This window comes from Cruoricaptor ignavus, from assembly GCF_014961145.1.
GTDB lineage: Bacteria > Bacteroidota > Bacteroidia > Flavobacteriales > Weeksellaceae > Cruoricaptor > Cruoricaptor ignavus.
Genome location: NZ_CP063145.1, coordinates 370,959 through 389,205, shown reverse-complemented (window position 1 = coordinate 389,205; position 18,247 = coordinate 370,959). Strand labels below are relative to the sequence as shown.

19 protein-coding genes are annotated in these 18,247 nt (G+C 45.3%); 8 read left to right on the top strand and 11 right to left on the bottom strand.

Annotated elements, in window-relative coordinates; translation table 11 throughout:
• Nucleotides 1–46: 46 nt before the first annotated feature.
• From IMZ16_RS01750 to IMZ16_RS01740, 3 genes are all read right to left on the bottom strand, one after another.
• Nucleotides 47–1,006, bottom strand: a complete 960-nt coding sequence (locus tag IMZ16_RS01750; protein ID WP_193440247.1) for a pseudouridine synthase — start codon at nucleotides 1,004–1,006, stop codon at nucleotides 47–49.
• Nucleotides 1,007–1,120: 114 nt separating this feature from the next.
• On the bottom strand, nucleotides 1,121–2,068 hold the full coding sequence (locus IMZ16_RS01745; protein WP_073178101.1) for an electron transfer flavoprotein subunit alpha/FixB family protein: 948 nt from the start codon (nucleotides 2,066–2,068) through the stop codon (nucleotides 1,121–1,123).
• 32 nt (nucleotides 2,069–2,100) lie between these two features.
• Nucleotides 2,101–2,844, bottom strand: a complete 744-nt coding sequence (locus IMZ16_RS01740) for an electron transfer flavoprotein subunit beta/FixA family protein (protein WP_073178103.1) — start codon at nucleotides 2,842–2,844, stop codon at nucleotides 2,101–2,103.
• 364 nt (nucleotides 2,845–3,208) lie between these two features.
• Here IMZ16_RS01740 and rpsF point away from each other — a divergent pair, with 364 nt between their 5' ends.
• From rpsF to rplI, 3 genes are all read left to right on the top strand, one after another.
• Nucleotides 3,209–3,553: a 30S ribosomal protein S6 gene (rpsF, locus tag IMZ16_RS01735; protein WP_073178104.1), complete on the top strand. Its 345-nt coding sequence runs from the start codon at nucleotides 3,209–3,211 to the stop codon at nucleotides 3,551–3,553.
• Between the two features lie 18 nt (nucleotides 3,554–3,571).
• On the top strand, nucleotides 3,572–3,874 hold the full coding sequence (gene rpsR, locus IMZ16_RS01730) for a 30S ribosomal protein S18 (protein WP_073178107.1): 303 nt from the start codon (nucleotides 3,572–3,574) through the stop codon (nucleotides 3,872–3,874).
• A 66-nt stretch (nucleotides 3,875–3,940) separates the two neighbouring features.
• On the top strand, nucleotides 3,941–4,468 hold the full coding sequence (gene rplI, locus IMZ16_RS01725) for a 50S ribosomal protein L9 (RefSeq protein WP_193440246.1): 528 nt from the start codon (nucleotides 3,941–3,943) through the stop codon (nucleotides 4,466–4,468).
• 57 nt (nucleotides 4,469–4,525) lie between these two features.
• Here rplI and IMZ16_RS01720 read toward each other — a convergent pair whose 3' ends face one another.
• Complete coding sequence (locus IMZ16_RS01720) at nucleotides 4,526–5,647, bottom strand: DNA polymerase III subunit (protein WP_193440768.1); 1,122 nt, start codon at nucleotides 5,645–5,647, stop codon at nucleotides 4,526–4,528.
• A gap of 161 nt (nucleotides 5,648–5,808) precedes the next feature.
• On the opposite strand from IMZ16_RS01720, the gene IMZ16_RS01715 reads away from it, so the two are divergent.
• Both IMZ16_RS01715 and lptC read left to right on the top strand, forming a co-directional pair.
• On the top strand, nucleotides 5,809–7,092 hold the full coding sequence (locus tag IMZ16_RS01715; protein WP_193440245.1) for a hypothetical protein: 1,284 nt from the start codon (nucleotides 5,809–5,811) through the stop codon (nucleotides 7,090–7,092).
• Nucleotides 7,065–7,664 carry an LPS export ABC transporter periplasmic protein LptC gene (gene lptC, locus IMZ16_RS01710; protein WP_227411542.1) on the top strand — a complete coding sequence of 200 codons (600 nt, stop codon included), beginning with the start codon at nucleotides 7,065–7,067 and terminating at the stop codon, nucleotides 7,662–7,664. The genes IMZ16_RS01715 and lptC overlap by 28 nt, the downstream gene beginning before the upstream one ends.
• 29 nt (nucleotides 7,665–7,693) lie before the next feature.
• Here lptC and IMZ16_RS01705 read toward each other — a convergent pair whose 3' ends face one another.
• On the bottom strand, nucleotides 7,694–8,080 hold the full coding sequence (locus IMZ16_RS01705; protein ID WP_193440244.1) for an SRPBCC family protein: 387 nt from the start codon (nucleotides 8,078–8,080) through the stop codon (nucleotides 7,694–7,696).
• A 63-nt stretch (nucleotides 8,081–8,143) separates the two neighbouring features.
• On the opposite strand from IMZ16_RS01705, the gene IMZ16_RS01700 reads away from it, so the two are divergent.
• The gene (locus tag IMZ16_RS01700; RefSeq protein ID WP_227411541.1) at nucleotides 8,144–8,716 is read left to right on the top strand and encodes an NUDIX hydrolase; all 573 of its coding nucleotides are present in this window, start codon (nucleotides 8,144–8,146) and stop codon (nucleotides 8,714–8,716) included.
• Here the strand turns inward: IMZ16_RS01700 and IMZ16_RS01695 are convergent.
• The 6 genes from IMZ16_RS01695 to IMZ16_RS01670 all read right to left on the bottom strand — a co-directional run bounded on the left by IMZ16_RS01695 (nucleotide 8,713) and on the right by IMZ16_RS01670 (nucleotide 13,325).
• Nucleotides 8,713–8,832 carry a fructosamine kinase family protein gene (locus IMZ16_RS01695; RefSeq protein WP_193440243.1) on the bottom strand — a complete coding sequence of 40 codons (120 nt, stop codon included), beginning with the start codon at nucleotides 8,830–8,832 and terminating at the stop codon, nucleotides 8,713–8,715. The two genes, IMZ16_RS01700 and IMZ16_RS01695, sit on opposite strands and share 4 nt — an antisense overlap.
• Nucleotides 8,833–9,629: 797 nt before the next feature.
• Nucleotides 9,630–10,448, bottom strand: coding sequence for an IS3 family transposase (locus IMZ16_RS01690; RefSeq protein ID WP_124802870.1), 819 nt, complete (start codon nucleotides 10,446–10,448; stop codon nucleotides 9,630–9,632).
• Complete coding sequence (locus IMZ16_RS01685) at nucleotides 10,442–10,708, bottom strand: transposase (RefSeq protein ID WP_123249589.1); 267 nt, start codon at nucleotides 10,706–10,708, stop codon at nucleotides 10,442–10,444. Before IMZ16_RS01685 ends, IMZ16_RS01690 begins: the two co-directional genes overlap by 7 nt.
• 435 nt (nucleotides 10,709–11,143) lie before the next feature.
• Entirely contained in the window at nucleotides 11,144–11,359 is a 216-nt protein-coding gene (locus tag IMZ16_RS01680) for a fructosamine kinase family protein (RefSeq protein WP_073178125.1), read from the bottom strand.
• Between the two features lie 46 nt (nucleotides 11,360–11,405).
• Nucleotides 11,406–11,603 carry a hypothetical protein gene (locus IMZ16_RS01675; RefSeq protein WP_073178127.1) on the bottom strand — a complete coding sequence of 66 codons (198 nt, stop codon included), beginning with the start codon at nucleotides 11,601–11,603 and terminating at the stop codon, nucleotides 11,406–11,408.
• A 51-nt stretch (nucleotides 11,604–11,654) separates the two neighbouring features.
• On the bottom strand, nucleotides 11,655–13,325 hold the full coding sequence (locus IMZ16_RS01670; protein ID WP_193440242.1) for an APC family permease: 1,671 nt from the start codon (nucleotides 13,323–13,325) through the stop codon (nucleotides 11,655–11,657).
• Nucleotides 13,326–13,492: 167 nt separating this feature from the next.
• On the opposite strand from IMZ16_RS01670, the gene IMZ16_RS01665 reads away from it, so the two are divergent.
• Both IMZ16_RS01665 and IMZ16_RS01660 read left to right on the top strand, forming a co-directional pair.
• A complete protein-coding gene (locus IMZ16_RS01665) occupies nucleotides 13,493–16,453 on the top strand; it encodes a tetratricopeptide repeat protein (RefSeq protein ID WP_193440241.1) in 2,961 nt (986 codons plus the stop codon).
• A gap of 19 nt (nucleotides 16,454–16,472) precedes the next feature.
• Complete coding sequence (locus IMZ16_RS01660) at nucleotides 16,473–18,245, top strand: porin family protein (RefSeq protein ID WP_193440240.1); 1,773 nt, start codon at nucleotides 16,473–16,475, stop codon at nucleotides 18,243–18,245.
• The last annotated feature ends 2 nt before the right edge of the window (nucleotides 18,246–18,247 follow it).

Sequence of the window (18,247 nt, the reverse complement as noted above, 5' to 3'; positions counted from 1 at the left end):
AGATTAAGGCTTTAATCAATGACATATCAATAATCATTAATAATTCTCACAGTTTCTTCAGGTTCTGCACCTCGAGTTCGTTCAGGATTCTCCAATAGCCGCGTTTTACATTTTTCTTGGTAAGGCCTGCGAACATCACCCTGTCCAAAGCCTCCACCTCGTAGCCCAGCTTTTGGAAGATGCGGCGCACCACCCTATTCCACCCGATGTGCAGCTCTATTCCTATCTCGTTTTTCGGCTTTCCTTCGATGTAGGAAATCGCATCAACCTCTGCAACGCCCTCTTCCAGACGAACCCCGTCCGCAATCTGCTGCAGATCTTCGCGGGAAATTTTTCTGTCGAGGGTTACATGGTAAATTTTCTTCACATTAAAAGAAGGGTGCGTCAGCTTTTTCGTTAGATGCCCATCGTTGGTCAAAAGAAGAACACCCGTAGTGCTCCGGTCGAGGCGCCCCACTGGAAACACGCGGTACGGCGAGGCATTTGCTACCAGATCCAGCACAGTCTTCCTCATCTTTTCGTCCTTGGTGGTGGAAATGTAGCCTTTTGGTTTATTCAGCAGGATGTAGACCGGTTTTTCTGGTGTGATGCTTTGCCCATCGAAGACCACCCTGTCGGTTTTCTGTACCTGGTAGCCCATTTCGGTTATTACTTTTCCGTTCACCTCCACCAGTCCTTGCTTTATAAGTTCATCAGCTTCTCGGCGGCTGCAGATTCCCGAATTGGCTATGTACCTGTTCAGGCGGATGGTATCTTTATGAATATCTTTCTCTATTTTTTCCAGGCGGCGCTTTTGCACGAAATTTTTAGTACGCTCATTTCTCTGCTGCCGCTCTCTGTCCTCAAAATTTCCTGAATTTCCGCGGGAAAATTGGCGGTCACCTTTTTCATATTTATTTCTGGAATCAAATGCAGAACCGCCTATGTTTTTGCGGCCCCCTTGTTCCCTTCTCTTCGACGAGGGATTCTGCCTGTTGTCTCTTCGTGAGTTTTGATCTCTTCTCATATGCTGCAAATTTACGGTGATAATTATTAATGAGATTTATGCGTACAGCTTTATCCTAAAAAAATTCCCGGAAAAATTCCCGGGAATTAAGTTTAGATGTTAAATGCTTTAAAATCAGCCTTTCAGAGCGCGGATTTTTTCAGTAAGCGCAGGCACTACTTCGAAGGCATCACCTACCACACCATAGTCTGCAGATTTGAAGAACGGCGCCTCCGGATCATTGTTGATTACAACGATGGTTTTAGAACCGTTCACGCCTGCGAGGTGCTGTATAGCGCCGGAGATACCTACCGCGATGTAAAGGTTAGGGGCGATGGCTTTACCAGTCTGCCCCACATGCTCGTTATGCGTTCTCCAGCCGATATCGGAAACCGGTTTGGAGCAGGCAGTAGCAGCGCCAAGCAAGTCTGCGAGCTCTTCTATCATGCCCCAGTTTTCAGGCCCCTTCATACCGCGGCCAGCGGATACCACGACTTCCGCTTCCTTCAGGTCGAGCTTTCCAGAGCTTTGTTCGTGAGAAATTACTTTAATATCGTCACTCGCTACAGAAACTTCCCTCACTTCTTCCGTTCCGCTCACCGGGTTTTCCTTAGTGCCAAAAGCGTTTTGCAGCACTGTTACCACTACGCCCTCCGCGTCAGATTTTGCGTGCATGTAGCCTTTCCCCGAAAATGAACGGCGGGTAACCTGGAACGGCGCCACGCTTTCCGGAGCCTTCAGTGCGTTGGTAATGATTGAATAATTTTTAAGCACAGCCAGCATTGGTGCCACAGCAGAAGCATCGGCAGTGTGTGGGAAAACGATGATCTTCCCGTCGAAAACTTCGTTCACGGCTTTCGCATAAGCGTGTGCGCTGAAATTCTTAAGTCCCTCATCTTTAATCACCACTACCTTTTCAGCTCCAAATTTATAAAGTTGCTCAGATGAATCCGTCGGGTTTACGGTAACGGCTGTCACGCTGTCGCCAGCCTGATCGGCGATGGCTTTCGCGTAGGACACTGCTTCAAATGCTGCTTTTTTATAAACGCCGTTTATATTTTCTGCATATACAAAGATTGCCATATTCTTATTGAATTTTTTTGTTAAAGTTTGGATTAAATTACTTTTGCCTCTTCGTGGAGCAGCCTTACCAGTTCGTCTAGGTTGCTTGGCTCCACAAGCTTTACTGCGGCTCTTGGTGGTACGCTCTCAAATCCTGCCGGCTCTACCCGCACATCTCCCGACGCCGGCTCCACCACCTGAAGAGGTTTTGTTCTAGCAGACATAATGCCCCGCATATTTGGGATGATGAGTTCCTTTTCGTCCACAAGACCTTTCTGCCCAGCAAATACTGCCGGCAACTTCACGCTGATTTTTTCTTTACCTCCCTCTATTTCGCGGAGCGCGGTAGCTTCTCCACCGTTTACTTCCAGGCCGATAGCCGCATTTACAAAAGGGATGTCTAAAAGCTGCGCCACCATACCCGGCACTGCACCGCCATTATAGTCAATGGATTCCTTACCCATCAGGATGATGTCGTATCCCCCATCCTTAGCTACATTAACGATTTCCTGAGCGGTCTGGTAGCTATCTTTAGGCTCGATATTCACACGCACGGCGTCGTTAGCACCGATGGCCAGCGCCTTTCGGATAACCGGCTCAGTACCTGCATCTCCCACATTTAGCACCGTAACCGATGCGCCGGATGCCTGCAGCTGAACGGCTCTGGTAAGGGCGAATTCATCGTGAGGGTTGATCACCCACTGTATGCCGTTTTTATCAAACGCAGACTTGTCTGCTGTAAAGTTAATTTTCGAAGTAGTGTCTGGAACGCTACTGATACACACTAAAATTTTCATACTTATCTTAAAATTTGCGCTAAAGATAGATAAAAAAATTGTTATGCACGCATAGCATTTTGCAATAATTAATATTTAATGCATACCTGTTCTGAGAAAAGGGCGCTTTATTAATAAGTATCGCTGAGAAGAAATTGTTCCCTGGATACCTTAAATATTCAGAACTTCCGCAACTTGGTTTTTCAGCAGACCATTGTAATAAAAAGTTATTGTTGAGTGTTCGTAAAATTCCGCTTTTTCAGCGTTGCACCTGCAGCAGGGAGTTGCTTGTCACTTTTTTCAAAATAAATCACTGATAACCATTGCAGGTTTGAAAAAATGGTGTATCTTTGCGCCTTGAATTTTTAACCAAAAGTTTAATTTTATGAACAACTACGAAACTGTTTTCATTTTAACTCCCGTTCTGTCTGAATCTCAGGTGGAGGAAGCAGTGCAGAAATTCGTGGACTTCCTGAAGTCCAGAGACTGTGAAATTGTTGCCAAAGAAAATTGGGGACTGAAAAAGCTTGCCTACCCTATTCAGCTGAAGAAGAACGGCTTCTACACGCTCATCGAATTCAAAGGTGCAGGCGATGTAGTAGCAGACCTTGAAACCGCCTTCAAGCGCGATGAAAGAGTAATCCGCTACCTGACGACGAAACTTGACAAGTATGCGGTGGAATACGCTGAAACACGCAGAGCGAAACTGAAACAAGCAAAATCCAACTAACCCGAAAAACGAAAGACAATGGCAATTGACGAAATGGCAAAACAGGCTTCAGCAGGTGGAGAATCCGAAGTGAAATTCCTAACGCCGCTGGACATCAATACTAAGACTGAGAAAAAATACGACCGCTTTAAGAAATACGGCATCAAGTATGTGGATTACAAAGATCCGGATTTCCTTCTTCAGTTCGTAAACGAGCAGGGCAAGATTCTTCCGAGAAGATACACCGGAACTTCCCTGAAATACCAAAGAAAAGTATCTACAGCCATCAAAAGAGCAAGACATTTGGCCTTGATGCCTTATGTGACTGACCTTTTGAAATAAATTTAAAAAAAGGCAATATTTTGTTGCTGAATTAACAATAATTCTAACTAAAAAAGGACAACAACAATGGACATCATCCTAAAACAAGATGTGGAAAACCTTGGCCTGGAATACGATACGGTAAGCGTAAAACCGGGCTATGCAAGGAATTTCTTGATCCCGAAAGGCTTGGCTGTTTTGGCAACGCCGAAAAACAGAAAGCAGCTGGAAGAAACGCTGGAAGCGAGAAAAGAAGAAGAGGAAAAGCTGATAGCTTCCGCGCAAACTAAGGTGGAACAGCTGAAGAATACGCCAATAATCATCGAAGCGAAAGTGGGTGCAGGCGATAAACTTTTCGGGTCTATCAACAATGCGGACCTTTCCGAAGCCTTGGCGGCGAAAGGCATTGACATTGACAGAAAGTACATCAAAATCCCTGGTAACACAATTAAGAGAACCGGGAGGTACAGCGCTTTGGTGCGTCTTCACAGAAATGTGGAATACAACTATGAATTCGATGTGATTTCTGACGCACCGGTGGAAGCTGCGCCGAAAAAAGAGGCGCCGGCTAAAACCGAAACTGCGGAAGAAACCGCAGAAACAACGGCAGAATAAGTCATAATAATAAGGTTTTAAGGTTTGTGAGAAAGTCGGCAATTTTGCCGACTTTTTTTATGCCTTGGTGTGGATGTATCGGGAAAGTTTGATGCCAACATCCGTCCACACAATTTTCGGATTGGCATTGCGCTGCAAATGGAAATCGGCATCGGAAAGTTCTTCGAGAATATTGCTGATATTGGCACCGTGAACAAACTTCGAGAAGGCTTCCCAATTGAATTTACTCATCGTTATCTTACTGTAAACCAAATTGTTAAGTCCGTAATTTTGCATCAATGCCAGCCGAAACATTTCGGCGCAATATTCTAGAAATTGTTTCTGCTTTTCGCGGTTCCAGGATGCGATGTCCCTTGCCCAGCTGATGATGTTCCGCAAAAGTTCCGGCTTGGTTTTTACCATAAAAGCTTCGCGCACCCACTGCACGAAAAGCGTTTCAAACTCGGAAGTTTGCGTTCCGGAATTTGCAAGTTTCAGCGCCGAATTTAAATCGCCCTGAGATTGAAAAACTATGGATTTCAGCTGTTCATCGGGCAAATCAAAATTTTCCGCCAGATAATTCTCGATGGCAGCATCTTCAATTCTCGGGATTTTCGTGATTTGCGTTCGTGAAAGAATCGTCGGCAGGAAGTTATCTTCCGTTTCAGCCGTCAAGATGATGAGCGTTTTTTCCGGCGGTTCTTCCAGAAATTTCAGAAGTTTGTTGGAAGATTTCGCCTGCATTTTATCGGCATTCCACACGATGAGAATTTTCGAGCCGCCTTCATAGCTCTTCAGCGCAAAATTTTCCACCCAGGAAGAAATTTCGTCAACAGAAAGGAACAGCTGCTTGTTTTCGGCATCCAGAAAACTCATCCAGTCGTTCAGCGAGAGGTATGGGTTTTCGATCAATGCCTCACGAAAAGTTTCCAGATAATTTTTGCTCAGGGCATCGGTTTTCGCCGAGTTGAAAGTCGGGAAGCTTAAGTGCAGATCGATATGGTTCAGCGAATCCACCCGTTCTGCAGCGTCGGGATTTTCCCGCGATAAAATTTCGCGCGCAAAAGCCAGCGCTAAAGGCAGGCTGCCGTAGCCATCCTTCCCGATGAACAAGTGTGCGTGGCCTACCCTATCCTGCGCAATGCTTTCCAGCAAGGCATTCTTCACGGCATCCTGTCCCACGATGTTTTCCCAAACCATTTTCCAAAGATAAGGATTTGCGGTTTTAGAATTGAGGTTGTTAAGGTCAAGGTTGAGGTTTGGCAAGGCGTGCATTCTCAACCTATTAATCTTAACCTATTTTAACTTTTCCAATTGACAATATTTTAAGATATTTGCCAATTAATTTTACAAAATTCAGGATGAAAAAATTCTGTTTTGCGGTACTGCTGGCAGGAGGGTATTTTGCGGAGGCGCAGACTATCGGGAATTCGCCCTATGCCGCATTCGGGCTAGGAGATGTAAAGTACGACAATACGCTGGACCATCACGCGATGGGAGGTATCTCTACAGCTTTCGTAAATGATTTTAATAATAAATTCAACTTTCAAAATCCTGCCGCCAACCAGAACCTCGAGCTTGCTACTTTTTCAATGGGTGTCGCCAATGAAAATACTATGTACAAATCGGAAAGCGCTGAGGATGTCACAAAGCATTCCACCTATCTTTCCAACATTTCACTGGCATTTCCCTTAAGCCCAAAATTAAAATTTGGTGCCGGTTTCCAGCCGTACAGCACAAAGAATTATAGCCTTGTGCAAACAGGGAAGCTAGCCGATGATGTGGTTCAGGCAAACCGATTCAGCGGTGATGGATCGGTAAACACCGCTCAGGCTGCGCTGGGATACTCCATTGGGAAGGGGGTTTCTCTGGGTATCCGTAGCAACTATTACTTCGGCACCGTGAACGATCTGCAGGAAGTTACCTTCACAGGGGCGGAATTAATCAACGGATACAGGACTAAGAATAAGGTTTCTGCGTTTAGCGTCACAGGCGGTGCCACTTGGCAGCAAACTGTGGCAGAGGATTACAAGCTTACAGTGGGCGCGAGCTACACCACGGAGCCATCGGGCGATTCTAAAACCACCATCCTCAACAGCACCTATTATTATGTAGGCAACGATGTAGCGGGCGAGCAGCTTATCTCGCAAAAAACTGTAAAAGGCAAAACCGCAATCCCCAGCGAATTTTCCGTGGGCATAGGATACGGCAGAGATGGCCGCTGGTTTGCCTCCACGCAGGCAAATTTCCGCCAGATGCCGGACATCGAGGTTTCGGGGCTAAATTATCAGCACCGAGATGGTTACAGATTTTCCCTTGGAGGCTGGTATTTGCCCAATTATAATAATTTCAGAAATTACTTCTCGCGCGTTACTTATCGCTTCGGGGGCTTCTATGAGAAAGGCAACCTGAAACTCCAGGTGGATAATGCCCCTGCAAAAGGTGTGGACAGTTTTGGAGCTTCCCTCGGGATGACGCTGCCCTTTGCCAATACCAACATCAACCGCCAGAGCAGTATGGATATTGCGCTGGAAGCTGGGAAGCGCGGAACTACCAGCAACGGCCTGATCCAGGAAACCTTCATCAACTTCAGGGTGGCAATTAATTTTGCAGACAGATGGTTCCAAAAAAGGCAGTACGACTGATGCCCCGCTGTGCTAAATATATTTTTCAGGCGATGGTTTCTGTCGCCTTTTTGGTTTCCTGCGAGGAAGAATTGAAAAAAAAAGACAGGAGAAATAATAAAAATTTCCCAACCGAGACCATACTAAATGCCAACATAATACGGAATGATTCGGGCTATGTAAACTTGAGGTTCCGGGCACCGATTCTGGAGAAATACTCATTGGTAGATTCTCCCTATGTAGAAGCCAAGAAAGGTATCTACCTGGAATATTTTGATAAAAAAAAGCCGGAAATCCCCGGCAGAATCTGGGCAAAATATGCCCGGATGAATGAGCTGGCGCAGTTTTACACAGCCACCGGCGATGTTAAAATTATAACAAACGATGGCCAGACCTTCGAGACACAGAGGATATTTTGGGATCAGAAAAATCACAAAATGTTCACACGGGATACGGTATTCGTGACGGATAAAGACGGCTCCACGCTCGTGGGCGCCAACGGCCTTACCGCCCGGGATGATTTCTCTGAATTTACTTTCTTCAACAATTCTGGCACCTTCAGCTCGAAGGAAATCCCCAGTGCCGGGAAATAAAAATTCCGCAGGGTGCGGAATTTTGGGCATCAAAGTTTTTCAATCTTATCAGTAAGGCTGTCGAGGAAATTTTTCAGCGGTTTTTCTGCCATCATCCTGATGAATGGGTTAAATTTTCCTTCGAACAAAAGCTGCGCTTCTGTCTGGTTTTCCCCGGCAGGCGTCATCTTACCGTCCAGTTTAAAATCCAATCCGGACATAGCTGATACAAGCTTAATGTCCTGATCGGTCACTTCATCAATTTTAAGGGCAACTTCCGGCATACCTTTGATTGAAAACCTGAATCCATCGGCCGTAGTCTCAAATTTCTGAAGGTCATCCGGCATCAGTGCGCGGTAGTTTTCCGGATCGCGAAGCATACTAGCGAGTTCTCCGGCGGATTTATTTACGATGATTTTTCGTCCCTGTAAATTCATTTTTCCTAAATTTGTGATATAAAATTCCTACAAATGTATAAAGTTTTTGTCAATGAGAAGCAGATGTCATTCGCAGAAAATGCGGATATTGATGAAAAGTTTCTGCATTTTGAGGACGCCCACACCTTTGATATCGCTGTGGACCAGCTAGAAAATACTTCCCGCAGCAGCCTAGCCGTAGTGTCCCACGATGTGGAAGGGATGTGGAGCGATTTCCGAAAACATTATAAAAATATAGAAGCTGCGGGTGGGCTTGTGGAAAATTCTGAGGGAAAATTTCTCTTCATCCACCGGCTCGGCAAGTGGGATCTGCCGAAAGGCAAGCTGGAAAAAAACGAGACCGTGCCGGACGCAGCCGTTCGGGAAGTTTCGGAGGAGACGGCGCTCTCCGGCGTAGGGCTGGAGAAATTTATCTCTACCACATATCATACCTACCGCGAGCGTGATGGAAAGTTGATACTGAAAATAACTCATTGGTTTAAAATGAAATACAGCGGAATGGATCTGCCGCAACCGCAAACCGAAGAGGGCATTACTGAGGTGCGCTGGATGACGCGCGGGGAAATACAAGATGTGGTAGTTGGAAAGACCTTCCGAAACATAGAGCTGGTCCTTCGCGAGGCGGGGGTTTTTTAGAACTTTGTCAAAATTTCCTTCACCCTGCGAATGTATCCGCCGCCGAAATGCAGCGCGTGGAATATCAGGTGGTACAGCTGCGAGACCGGCAGGCGCTCCTCTAGCCCGCTTTCCATCGGGTAATGGAGATATTATCTAATTATGGTACATTCGTATCTATAAAACCAAAGCAAAACATCCTAATCCGCATTGACAATTTACAATAACTATTTCTTTAAAAGGTAAGAAAATAAACTCTAATGTTTTAATCATAATAAGAAAACAGGCAATTAAAAAAATAACAATACTATAAACGAATGCGATAAAAAAAGACTTCCACACTAAAATAAACCTTAAAATATTAATAATCGTCTACGACCTATTAAAAACTCTATCATCTCGCAAATTCCCTATAGTTAGAATATATCCTAATATTCCAAAAATTTGGCAAAATGAAGAAAAACTACTATAAAGCATATAACATTATAATTATTCCAAGTAATATTAATTTTTGCTAATATTAATCTTTGAATGGCTGATATTATTATATTTGTCATGTTGATGTAATCAAATCACATATGTCTATCAATATTTTTAACATCTCACTAATTCTAAAAATTTAAATCAATGGAAAACATTATGAAAACAATAATCTTATTTGCTGTTTTAAACGGCTTCGCTTCATGTCAAAATAATAAAGTTGAAACTAAAACCATCAATAATGACAAGGGGTAAGTGGTCTACTTTTTTGACAGTTTGTAAATATAGTTTTTTCAATCGAAATTTGCACCTGCCAACCGAAACGGAATTAGGCTCTGCTGAGGAGCAACCTGAGAGGGATAGGTTGGCCGACGAAATATAGTTTTCAAGGGCACTGCTTTTTGCGGTGCTTTTTTCTGAATTATATTTCAGAAGTTCATGCCTTAAAAAAACCTTATGCTGCCTCATATTCCGATGGGGTTTTAAAGTCCAGTGCTTCGTGCGGACGTTCATAATTGTAGTCTTCTATCCAGCGTTCCGTAAGGTCTTTTACATCCTGAAGGGAGAAAAACAGGTTGGCGTCCAGCACATCTTCTCTGTAGGTTTTGTTGAAACGCTCGATAATGGCATTCTGCTGTGGCTTTCCTTTTTGGATTTTAACCCATTCAATGTTGTTTTTATCCAGCCAATCCTGGAAAAGGCCCGAGGTAAACTCCGGGCCGTTGTCCGTGCGTATTCCCTTGGGCTTGCCGTGCTTCTCAATCATGCGCTCCAAAAAATGGATGACCGCTCTGGACGGCATGGATGTACGCGCATCAATCCCCAGACATTTTCTGTTGTACTGATCAACAATATTCAGCGTTCGAAATCGGGATCCCCTCGCCAGTGCGTCACTCATAAAGTCCATTGCCCATTCCTCATTACGCTCCAAAGGTACAGCGATGGGATTGGCAGGATTGTCAAACCGTTTCCTTTTCATTCTTTTGTAAAGCGAAAAACCATACTTCTGATAGACCCTTCGGATTTGCGAAGAACCGTACCCCGGGTACTTTTTACGAACCTTCACGATGACTTTCTTGCGTCCCAGCCTGCTGGTTCCCAATATCGAGGTGATGGCTTCTCGAAGTTTTTCATCTTTTTCGGGCATCCGTTTTTTATAATATTTTGAGGTTCTTGAGCGTCCCATTACGCGGCACACCTTAGCATAACTTATCTCCGGTCTTTTCTCCCGAATATAAGCAATACAACGCTCCTTCTGATAAGGTGTTACCACTTTTTTGAGTTGACCTCCTTTAAAATATCGATGGAAATCTGCTGGTCCGCCACAATGCGCTTGAGACGGGCATTCTCCGCTTCAAGTTCCTTGACACGCTGGAGTTCCGAAAGACTCATTCCTCCATACTTGCTCTTCCAGTTGTAAAATGTTTGTTCGGAGATACCGTATTCCCGGCAGATCTCCGCCACTTTCTTGCCTTCCTGCTGGCTCTGGAGCATCCTGATAATCTGAGGCTCCGTAAATCTTGATTTTTTCATTGCTTTTTTTCCAAAGTTAAAGTTAATACTCCAATTTTAACCTGTCTGAAAAAAGCAGCCATGTACCTCCCTTATAAAAAGACCTGGGAATTTTATTACCTCTGTAAGTAATGCGATATGGGTACCCACACTGCAGGTATTCCAACCTGAATTTGACAATATAAATGGATTTGAACTTAATAATTATAATAAAATTGATTTTTCAGTAAACAAGGTTTTCAGAACTGGAAATTCTAATTCGCTTATAACTTTTTTGTCGATAAATAACATTCTAAACAACAAAAATGAAATGTCTCAATACTATAATACTAACTATGCTTCAAGATTTTATAATTTCTATCAACAAAGAGTTTTTTACTTCGGTTTGCAGTACAGAATTAACACCGCATTTAAGTAGTAAAAGTTACATTACATCAAAACTAAATTACCCCCCTTTTATAAAACTGAAATTTTCTTCCATTCCGAAAGATGCTGCAGCCCGGATGCCTCTTTTTCAAATAAATCGGGAAAATCCTGAAGCTGATTTATTTTAACAAAATATTCTTGCTCTTTGGAGAAAAACGCAAAAGCCTCATTGATATCGCCTCCTGAGATTCTTCGGAGATTTTTTATTTCATAAAATCCCGCAGCGTGAAGTAGCTTTTCTGTCATAGTTTTCTGAAATAAAAAAAGCGGGAACTTGCCCGCCCTAAAATTATTAATTCCCGCTACGGAAATTGCTGTCCCCCTCTTTTGCCGCTTCCGTAATGGCGTCGGAGGCATCTTTTTCCTGCTCACCGGGGATGTCGCCGGTGGTTATATTCCTGCGTTCCGGCTGTGTGGTGCTGGTGTTGGTAAGGTTGTTGGTAGTGGTATCTTGCCCCACTGTGGTTTCTTGAATTTCCTTCTTTTCCATCTTTGCAAAATTTATTTAAATTAATTTGCATCAAAAATTTAACCAAAATATTTACTCCCCGCCTGCCAGCGCTGAGTGCTTCCTTCCGTACCAAAAATAAACCACGAGACCTATGCCAAACCAAAGCCCGAACCAGAGCCAGTTTTCGTGGCTCATACCTGTGAGTAGGTAGAGGCAGGAGGCTAGCCCGAGCAGGGGGATAAGGGAAAGTTTTCTGGTGAAGGCGAAAACGCTGAGCACCGCCAGGATGATGAGGTAGATCATTACCGAGATTTTAAATTCCCGTTCCACTGTGCTTTCGAATTGAAAAAAATTCCGGAAAAAATCTGCATCGAAAAGGCAGAAGAGCCCAAGACCTGTGAGGAACAATAGGGGGAAAATCCATTGGCCGCTGATGTACGGCAGGCGGAAGCCGTCCGCTTTATCCCGTGGTGGCAGCATCAGCACGCCGCCGCACACGAGCACGAAGGCGAAAATAGTCCCGATGCTGGTAAAATCAAGGATGAAAGTTTTGTCTGTAAAAAGTATAGGAATTCCAACGATAATCCCCGTTATTATCGTAGCGAAGGAGGGAGTTTTGAATTTCGGGTGCACCTCCTGAAATCTGCGCGGCATCAGGCCGTCTCGGCTCATCGCATACCAGATTCTGGGCTGCCCCATCTGGAAAACGAGGAGCACCGTGGTAATCGCCACGATAGCGATGGCGGAAACCGTGAACTCCATCCACGGAAGGTCTACATTTTCAGGCTGAAAAATGAACGACAGGGGATCTCCCACGCCATCGAACTTGCGGTAATCTACCATACCGGTGACTACCAGGGTGAGGATGATGTAGATGAGCGTGCACAGCGCCAGCGAGATCAGCATACCCTTCGGGAGTGTGCGCTGGGGATCTTTTGTTTCTTCCGACAGCGTGCTGAGCGCATCGAAGCCCATATAGGCGAAAAACACGCCCGAGACCGCGCTCATTACCCCGGCTATGCCGTTGGGCAGGAAGGACGGCTCACCGGTAATTTTGCTCACAGGCGTCCAGTTAGAGGTGTCTATAAATCTGCTGCCGACGATGATGATCAGCAAAATCACGGCGAGCTTGAGGATGACCAGAAGGTTGTTGAAATTTTTACTCTCCCGCACGCCGATGTAGCACAGCGCGGTGATGAGGCCATTGATAAGGAGTGCGGGCAGATCGGCAATAATCTTTAGCCCTCCGATCTCTGGCGCGGTGTCCCACGCGCGGATGAGCTGCTGGTTTTTGGAATGTCCCAAAAAAGCCTTTTTAGCTTCGGGGTAGCTGCAGGTGAAATAATCCGGGATGTGAATTCCAATCCTATCCAGCATACTTGTGAAATAATCGCTCCAGGAAAATGCCACATAAATATTCCCGAAAGAATATTCCATAATGAGCGCCCAGCCTATCACCCAGGCTGCCAGCTCTCCAAAACTGGCGTAGGCATAGGTGTAAGCGGAGCCCGCTACGGGAATACGGCTGGCGAATTCTGCATAGCAAAGCGCGGTGAAGGTACAAGCCACGCCGCAAATCAGATAAAGAAGTATAACGCCCGGGCCGCCCTTGTACACCGCCTCCCCGAGGCTGCTGAAACTGCCTGCCCCGATGATCGCCGCTATGCCGAAAAAAACAATGTCCCAGACGCCCAGCACGCGCTGCAGGCCGTGCCCGCCTGGGGTGCCGCTATAAGTTTTCTTTCTGAAAATTTGATTCATCCGGCAAAAGTAAACATTAGTTTGAAAAATGATGATTGGTCGGTGGGAGCTAAAAAATGTTTTATATTAAAATTATCCACAAATTGACATTAACAGAAAACTTGCTCGGGCAATAAGTTTTGACTATTTTCGTTGATAATTTGTTACTAACTTTTTTTGCTATTAAAATGCGAAATCGCACGCTATCAATAGGTGCCGCGGTCCTTTTTTTCAGCCTGAGCGGCGCACAGCAGACGAAATACTTTACGCAAGCCTCAGATTATCACTTTGGCCTGGCAGAAAATCTGTTTCAGGGTAAAGTTTACAATGCATCCCAGTACGAGTTTGCAAGTGAATATTTTTACGGAGACCTGAACAATTCACAAAAAGAGGCAGCACGGTTTTTCGATAATCTGATTGGCACACTTTTGCAGAAGGACGGCGCAGAGCTCGGTCTGCAGGCTTTCTTGGAAGAAAATCCCAATTCGGCATTTTTGTCTGCAGCGAGCCTCCCCCTTGCAGATTATTATCTGAATAAAAAGGACTATGAAAGGGCTCTGGAAATGCTCATGAAGGTAAACCAGTTGCAGCTTTCTCGTGAGGAGAATTCACAATATGTCTTGAAATTGGGCTATGCAAAATTTATGACTGGAGATAAGGCGGGAGCTGTGGAAGCATTGCAGGAGGCGTACAACTCTGCGGAGGGCGAGTCCAGAAAGGAGATTTCCTATATGCTGGGGCACCTGAGCTACTCGGGAGGAGACAGCGAGGCGGCTTTCAAATATTTCGATGAAATAAAGGATGATGAGAAATTTGCCGGGATGGTAAAGCCGTACTATGTGCAGATGCATTACAACACGGGCGATTATAGCAGGGCAATTTCCGAAGGGAAGAACCTTTTGGACGGCGATCTCTCTCCCACTTACAAATCTGAAGTTCAGAAAATTATAGGTGAAAGTTATTTCCGGCAGGGAAAATATTCTGATGCCTACCCTTACCTGAAAAACTATCTGGAGCAGCAGCAGAACCCTACCTCGTCCGACCTTTACGAAATGGGCTTCCTGGCAGCAAAAATGCAAAACTACGAAGAGGCGGTACATTACTATAACCGCCTGCTGAATGAGCAGTCTGCATCGGCGCAGAATGCCTACTATCAGCTGGGGAATGCCTACCTGCAAACCGGCAGAAAGCAGGAAGCGCTATCCGCCTTCCGCTCTGCGTATCAGATGAGCTATGATGCTAAAGTGAAGCAGCTTGCCCACGAGCAGTATGCCAAACTTGGCTACGAACTTGGAAACCCGTTTGAGACCCCGGGCAAGGTACTGCAGGCATATATTTCTGCCTATCCGAAATCGGCGAAACGCGCAGAAATGCAGAAACTGCTCGTAAATTCTTACCTCTACTCCGGAGACTACCGCGCCACGCTGGAAGCGATAGATAAAATGGGAAATGCTAGCGGAGAAACTGAAAAAATCAACCAGGAGGTCTCGCTGCTGCTCGGTATGGAGGAATTTAACAAGGGAAACTACGACGAAGCCGAAAAATATCTAAGCCGCAGCCTGAAAAAAAATATCAGTGAGGAAGCGGGCTACCGCGCCAGATACTGGCTGGCACAGATCGATTACCAGAAAGGCAGATACCCCGCCGCCATCTCCGGATTCGAAAAATTGGCAGGCAAAAATTTCCCTGAAAATCAGCAGGTGCCGTATGATCTGGGCTATGCTTATTTTAAATCAAAAAATTTCCCGAAGGCACAGCAGAATTTTTCCCAGTATTTGAAAAATCCACAAGAGGAATATAAGGCAGATGCAGAGCTGCGGCTTGCAGATACCTATTTTGCCGAAAACAAACTTACCGATGCCATTGCCCTTTATGACAAGGCGGAGGGCGCGGATGAGCACACAATGTTTCAGAAGGCAATGGCGCAGGGATACAGGGGCGACTCTCAGGCGAAAATCTCTGAGTTAAAGAAATTTACAGGAAAATATCCAAACTCGGAATTTGCCGAGCAAGCCAATTTTGAAATCGCCGCCGCATACGCCTCCCAGGAGGATTATAGCAATTCTAACGCTTATCTCGAGAAGGTAATAAAATCCGGAAAAGACCGTGACCTTACCATCAACGCGCGAATCGCAAGGGCGCAGAACCTGGCGGACCTGGGGCAGTCGGAGAGAGCCCTACAAGAATTCCGGCTGCTGGGCAGCGAGTATAGGAATACTGAGTGGGCGAAGAAAATCCTGCCGGCTTCCCGAGCAGCATTTTTGAAAAATAATGACATCAGTGGCTACCAGGCGTTTGCGAAATCCCTGGGGGTAGATGTATCTTCTGCTGAGCTGGATGAAATCAACCTCACGGGCGCAAGGAATTTTTACCAGAAAAAAGAGTATGCGCGCGCCATCCCGATGTATGAGAAATTTTTAATCAAAAACCCTACCGGGCAAGGGCGCTATCTGGCACAGTATGAACTGGGCGAAAGCTATTACCAGACTAAAAATGCTGCCAAAGCATTGGCGGTGCTTCAGGAGGTCGCCAATGAGCCCAATGACTATCAAACCGAAGCGCAGACAAGGATTGCGCAAATTTATCTTGCGCAGAATAATTCCGCCGAGGCGATAAGACAGTTGGAAAAACTCCTGAAAGCACCAGATAAAAAAATAAGAAACTTTGCTAATGTAGAGCTGATGAGCCTCTATGCAGAGAATAACGAAATTTCAAAGGCAAGCCAGCGCGCTGAGGAAGTACTGAAGGATGCCTCCAGCCCGCCCCCAGTTTTGGAAAAAGCAAGGGTGATACGCGCGCGCAGCTTGATGCAGAACGGCAAGGATCGCGACGCACAGAATGCGTATGCTGCCCTGGAAAAATCAACCAACCCGGAGGTTGCGGCAGAAGCACTGTATGCGAAAGCCTTTTATCAGAATAAGGCTAAGGCGTACAAAAACTCCAACGAGACGATTTTTAAACTTGCCAATAACTTTGCATCGGAAGAATACTGGGGCGCGAAGGCATTGCTCGTGATGGCGCGGAACTACCTCGGCCTGCAGGATCAGTATCAGGCGAGCTATACGGTGGACCAGGTGATTGCCAATTACCAAGATTTCCCTGAAATCATCTCGGAAGCAAAAGAAATTAAAAAATCTATAAAAAAATAAGCGAGAAACTGAAAAGCTTATGAAAATTCAGCAAAAAATTACGGCGATTGCATTTTTCGGTTTGTCCCAGCTAGTGGCAGCGCAGATTCGGGAAGAGGTTCTCATCCTCGACCGCAAAAGGGAACCGGAAATCCGAAGGATTGAGAAAAAGCAGAGCGCCGCGAAGATTGAAAAAAACTACCCTCCGAGGGAGAAACGCATTCAGGATTCCCTGAACCTCCGTTACGAAATTGTGGATGTACAGCCTGTTTCGGAATTTAAAACTTCTGAAATCGAAGGAGCCGACCTCTCCCCGGAATTTAAAACAAATCACCAGCGGAATTTCGTGCGGCTGGGTATGGGAAACTACGGTAAAGTGCTGGGGGACGGGAATATTTCTGCGCAGCTGAATGACCGGTGGGAAGCCGGCGCCGATGTGCATTACCTCTCCACCTCCGGGCTGAAGAATGAATATCCGTGGGATTCCGATGCTGCGAAGGGCGATTTTGGAGCTTTCCTGAATTATTACGGTGGTAGCGGGAAGGCAGGCGTAGAGGCGCGCTACCTTCTGAACGACTATCATTTTTACGGAATCTATGCAATGGCGCCGGGTCAGGTTCCCGATTTGCATCAGAAAACCAATACCGTAAAGCTGAACGGTCATTATGATTTTTATTCCAATAAAATCCTGGACGATGTGCGTTTTAAAACCTCTTACCTCACCGATCATTTTGATTCCGAGGAGCAGTATGGAGATTTGGAAATAAAGCTGAAGTACGCAGATTTTTTTAAAAACACTTCGGGAATTCGTTTGGACGCCGGGCTGAACACGGCTCTCGGTGGGCAGTCGGCAAAGTTTAAAACGCTAGCAAGAAACCAGAGTGATAATTTCTATTTCAGTATTGCGCCGCACATAATGCTTGAGAAAAACGGCTCCTATCTGAAGCTCGGTTTTAAGTATGCATTTCTTGACGAATCCGCCAGAAGAATGTATGAAGATAAAATTTCAGACAGCCATTCCAGATTTTATCCTGATGTAGAACTGCTTTTCAGCGGAAATGACCGGATCAAACTTTATGCAGGAGCAACCGGCGAGACGGCTTTAAATACTTATTCCGATATGCTTGAGAGAAATCCCTGGCTGGTGCCAGATCAGGCACTACGCGCCCGGAATGAGAAATATAAAATCTATGCCGGGATAAAAGGAGATATGAATGCTCAGCTTAAGTACGACATTTCCGGCGGATATTCCAAGGTGGACAATGCTGCTTTTTTCGCACACAGCCCCCTCTTTGATTTGCAGGTATCTGCCACCCGGCCGGCTTACGATTTTGCAAACGCTTTCAATATTGTCTATGCAAATGCTACCCGCACAGAGGTACAAGCCAGCCTTCAGTGGTTTCCTGTGCAGAATTTAGTTACAGGGATCTGCCTGGCTTACAGCCAATACGACGCAGATAATATTGATAAATTTTACAATAACAATTATCTGAAAGCGCAATTTTCGGCGGACTATAAATTCCTTCAGGATAGGATGTTGCTGGGATTCCAAGCATTTTACCGCTCAGGATATGATGTTAGAATTTACGAAGTCCTGTTGGACAACCTTTTACCGGACAGAATTTATTCCTTACCAAAGGATGCAAAAACCGATGCCTATTTCGACATTAATCTTTCGGCGGAGTATAAAGTTCACAAGAATTTCAGTATTTTTGCGCTTGGAAATAATCTGACTGGCAAAAAGTATCAGGATTATTACGGTTATCGTGTGCTTGGCGCGCAAATTACTGGCGGAATAAAGTTAACTTTTTAACG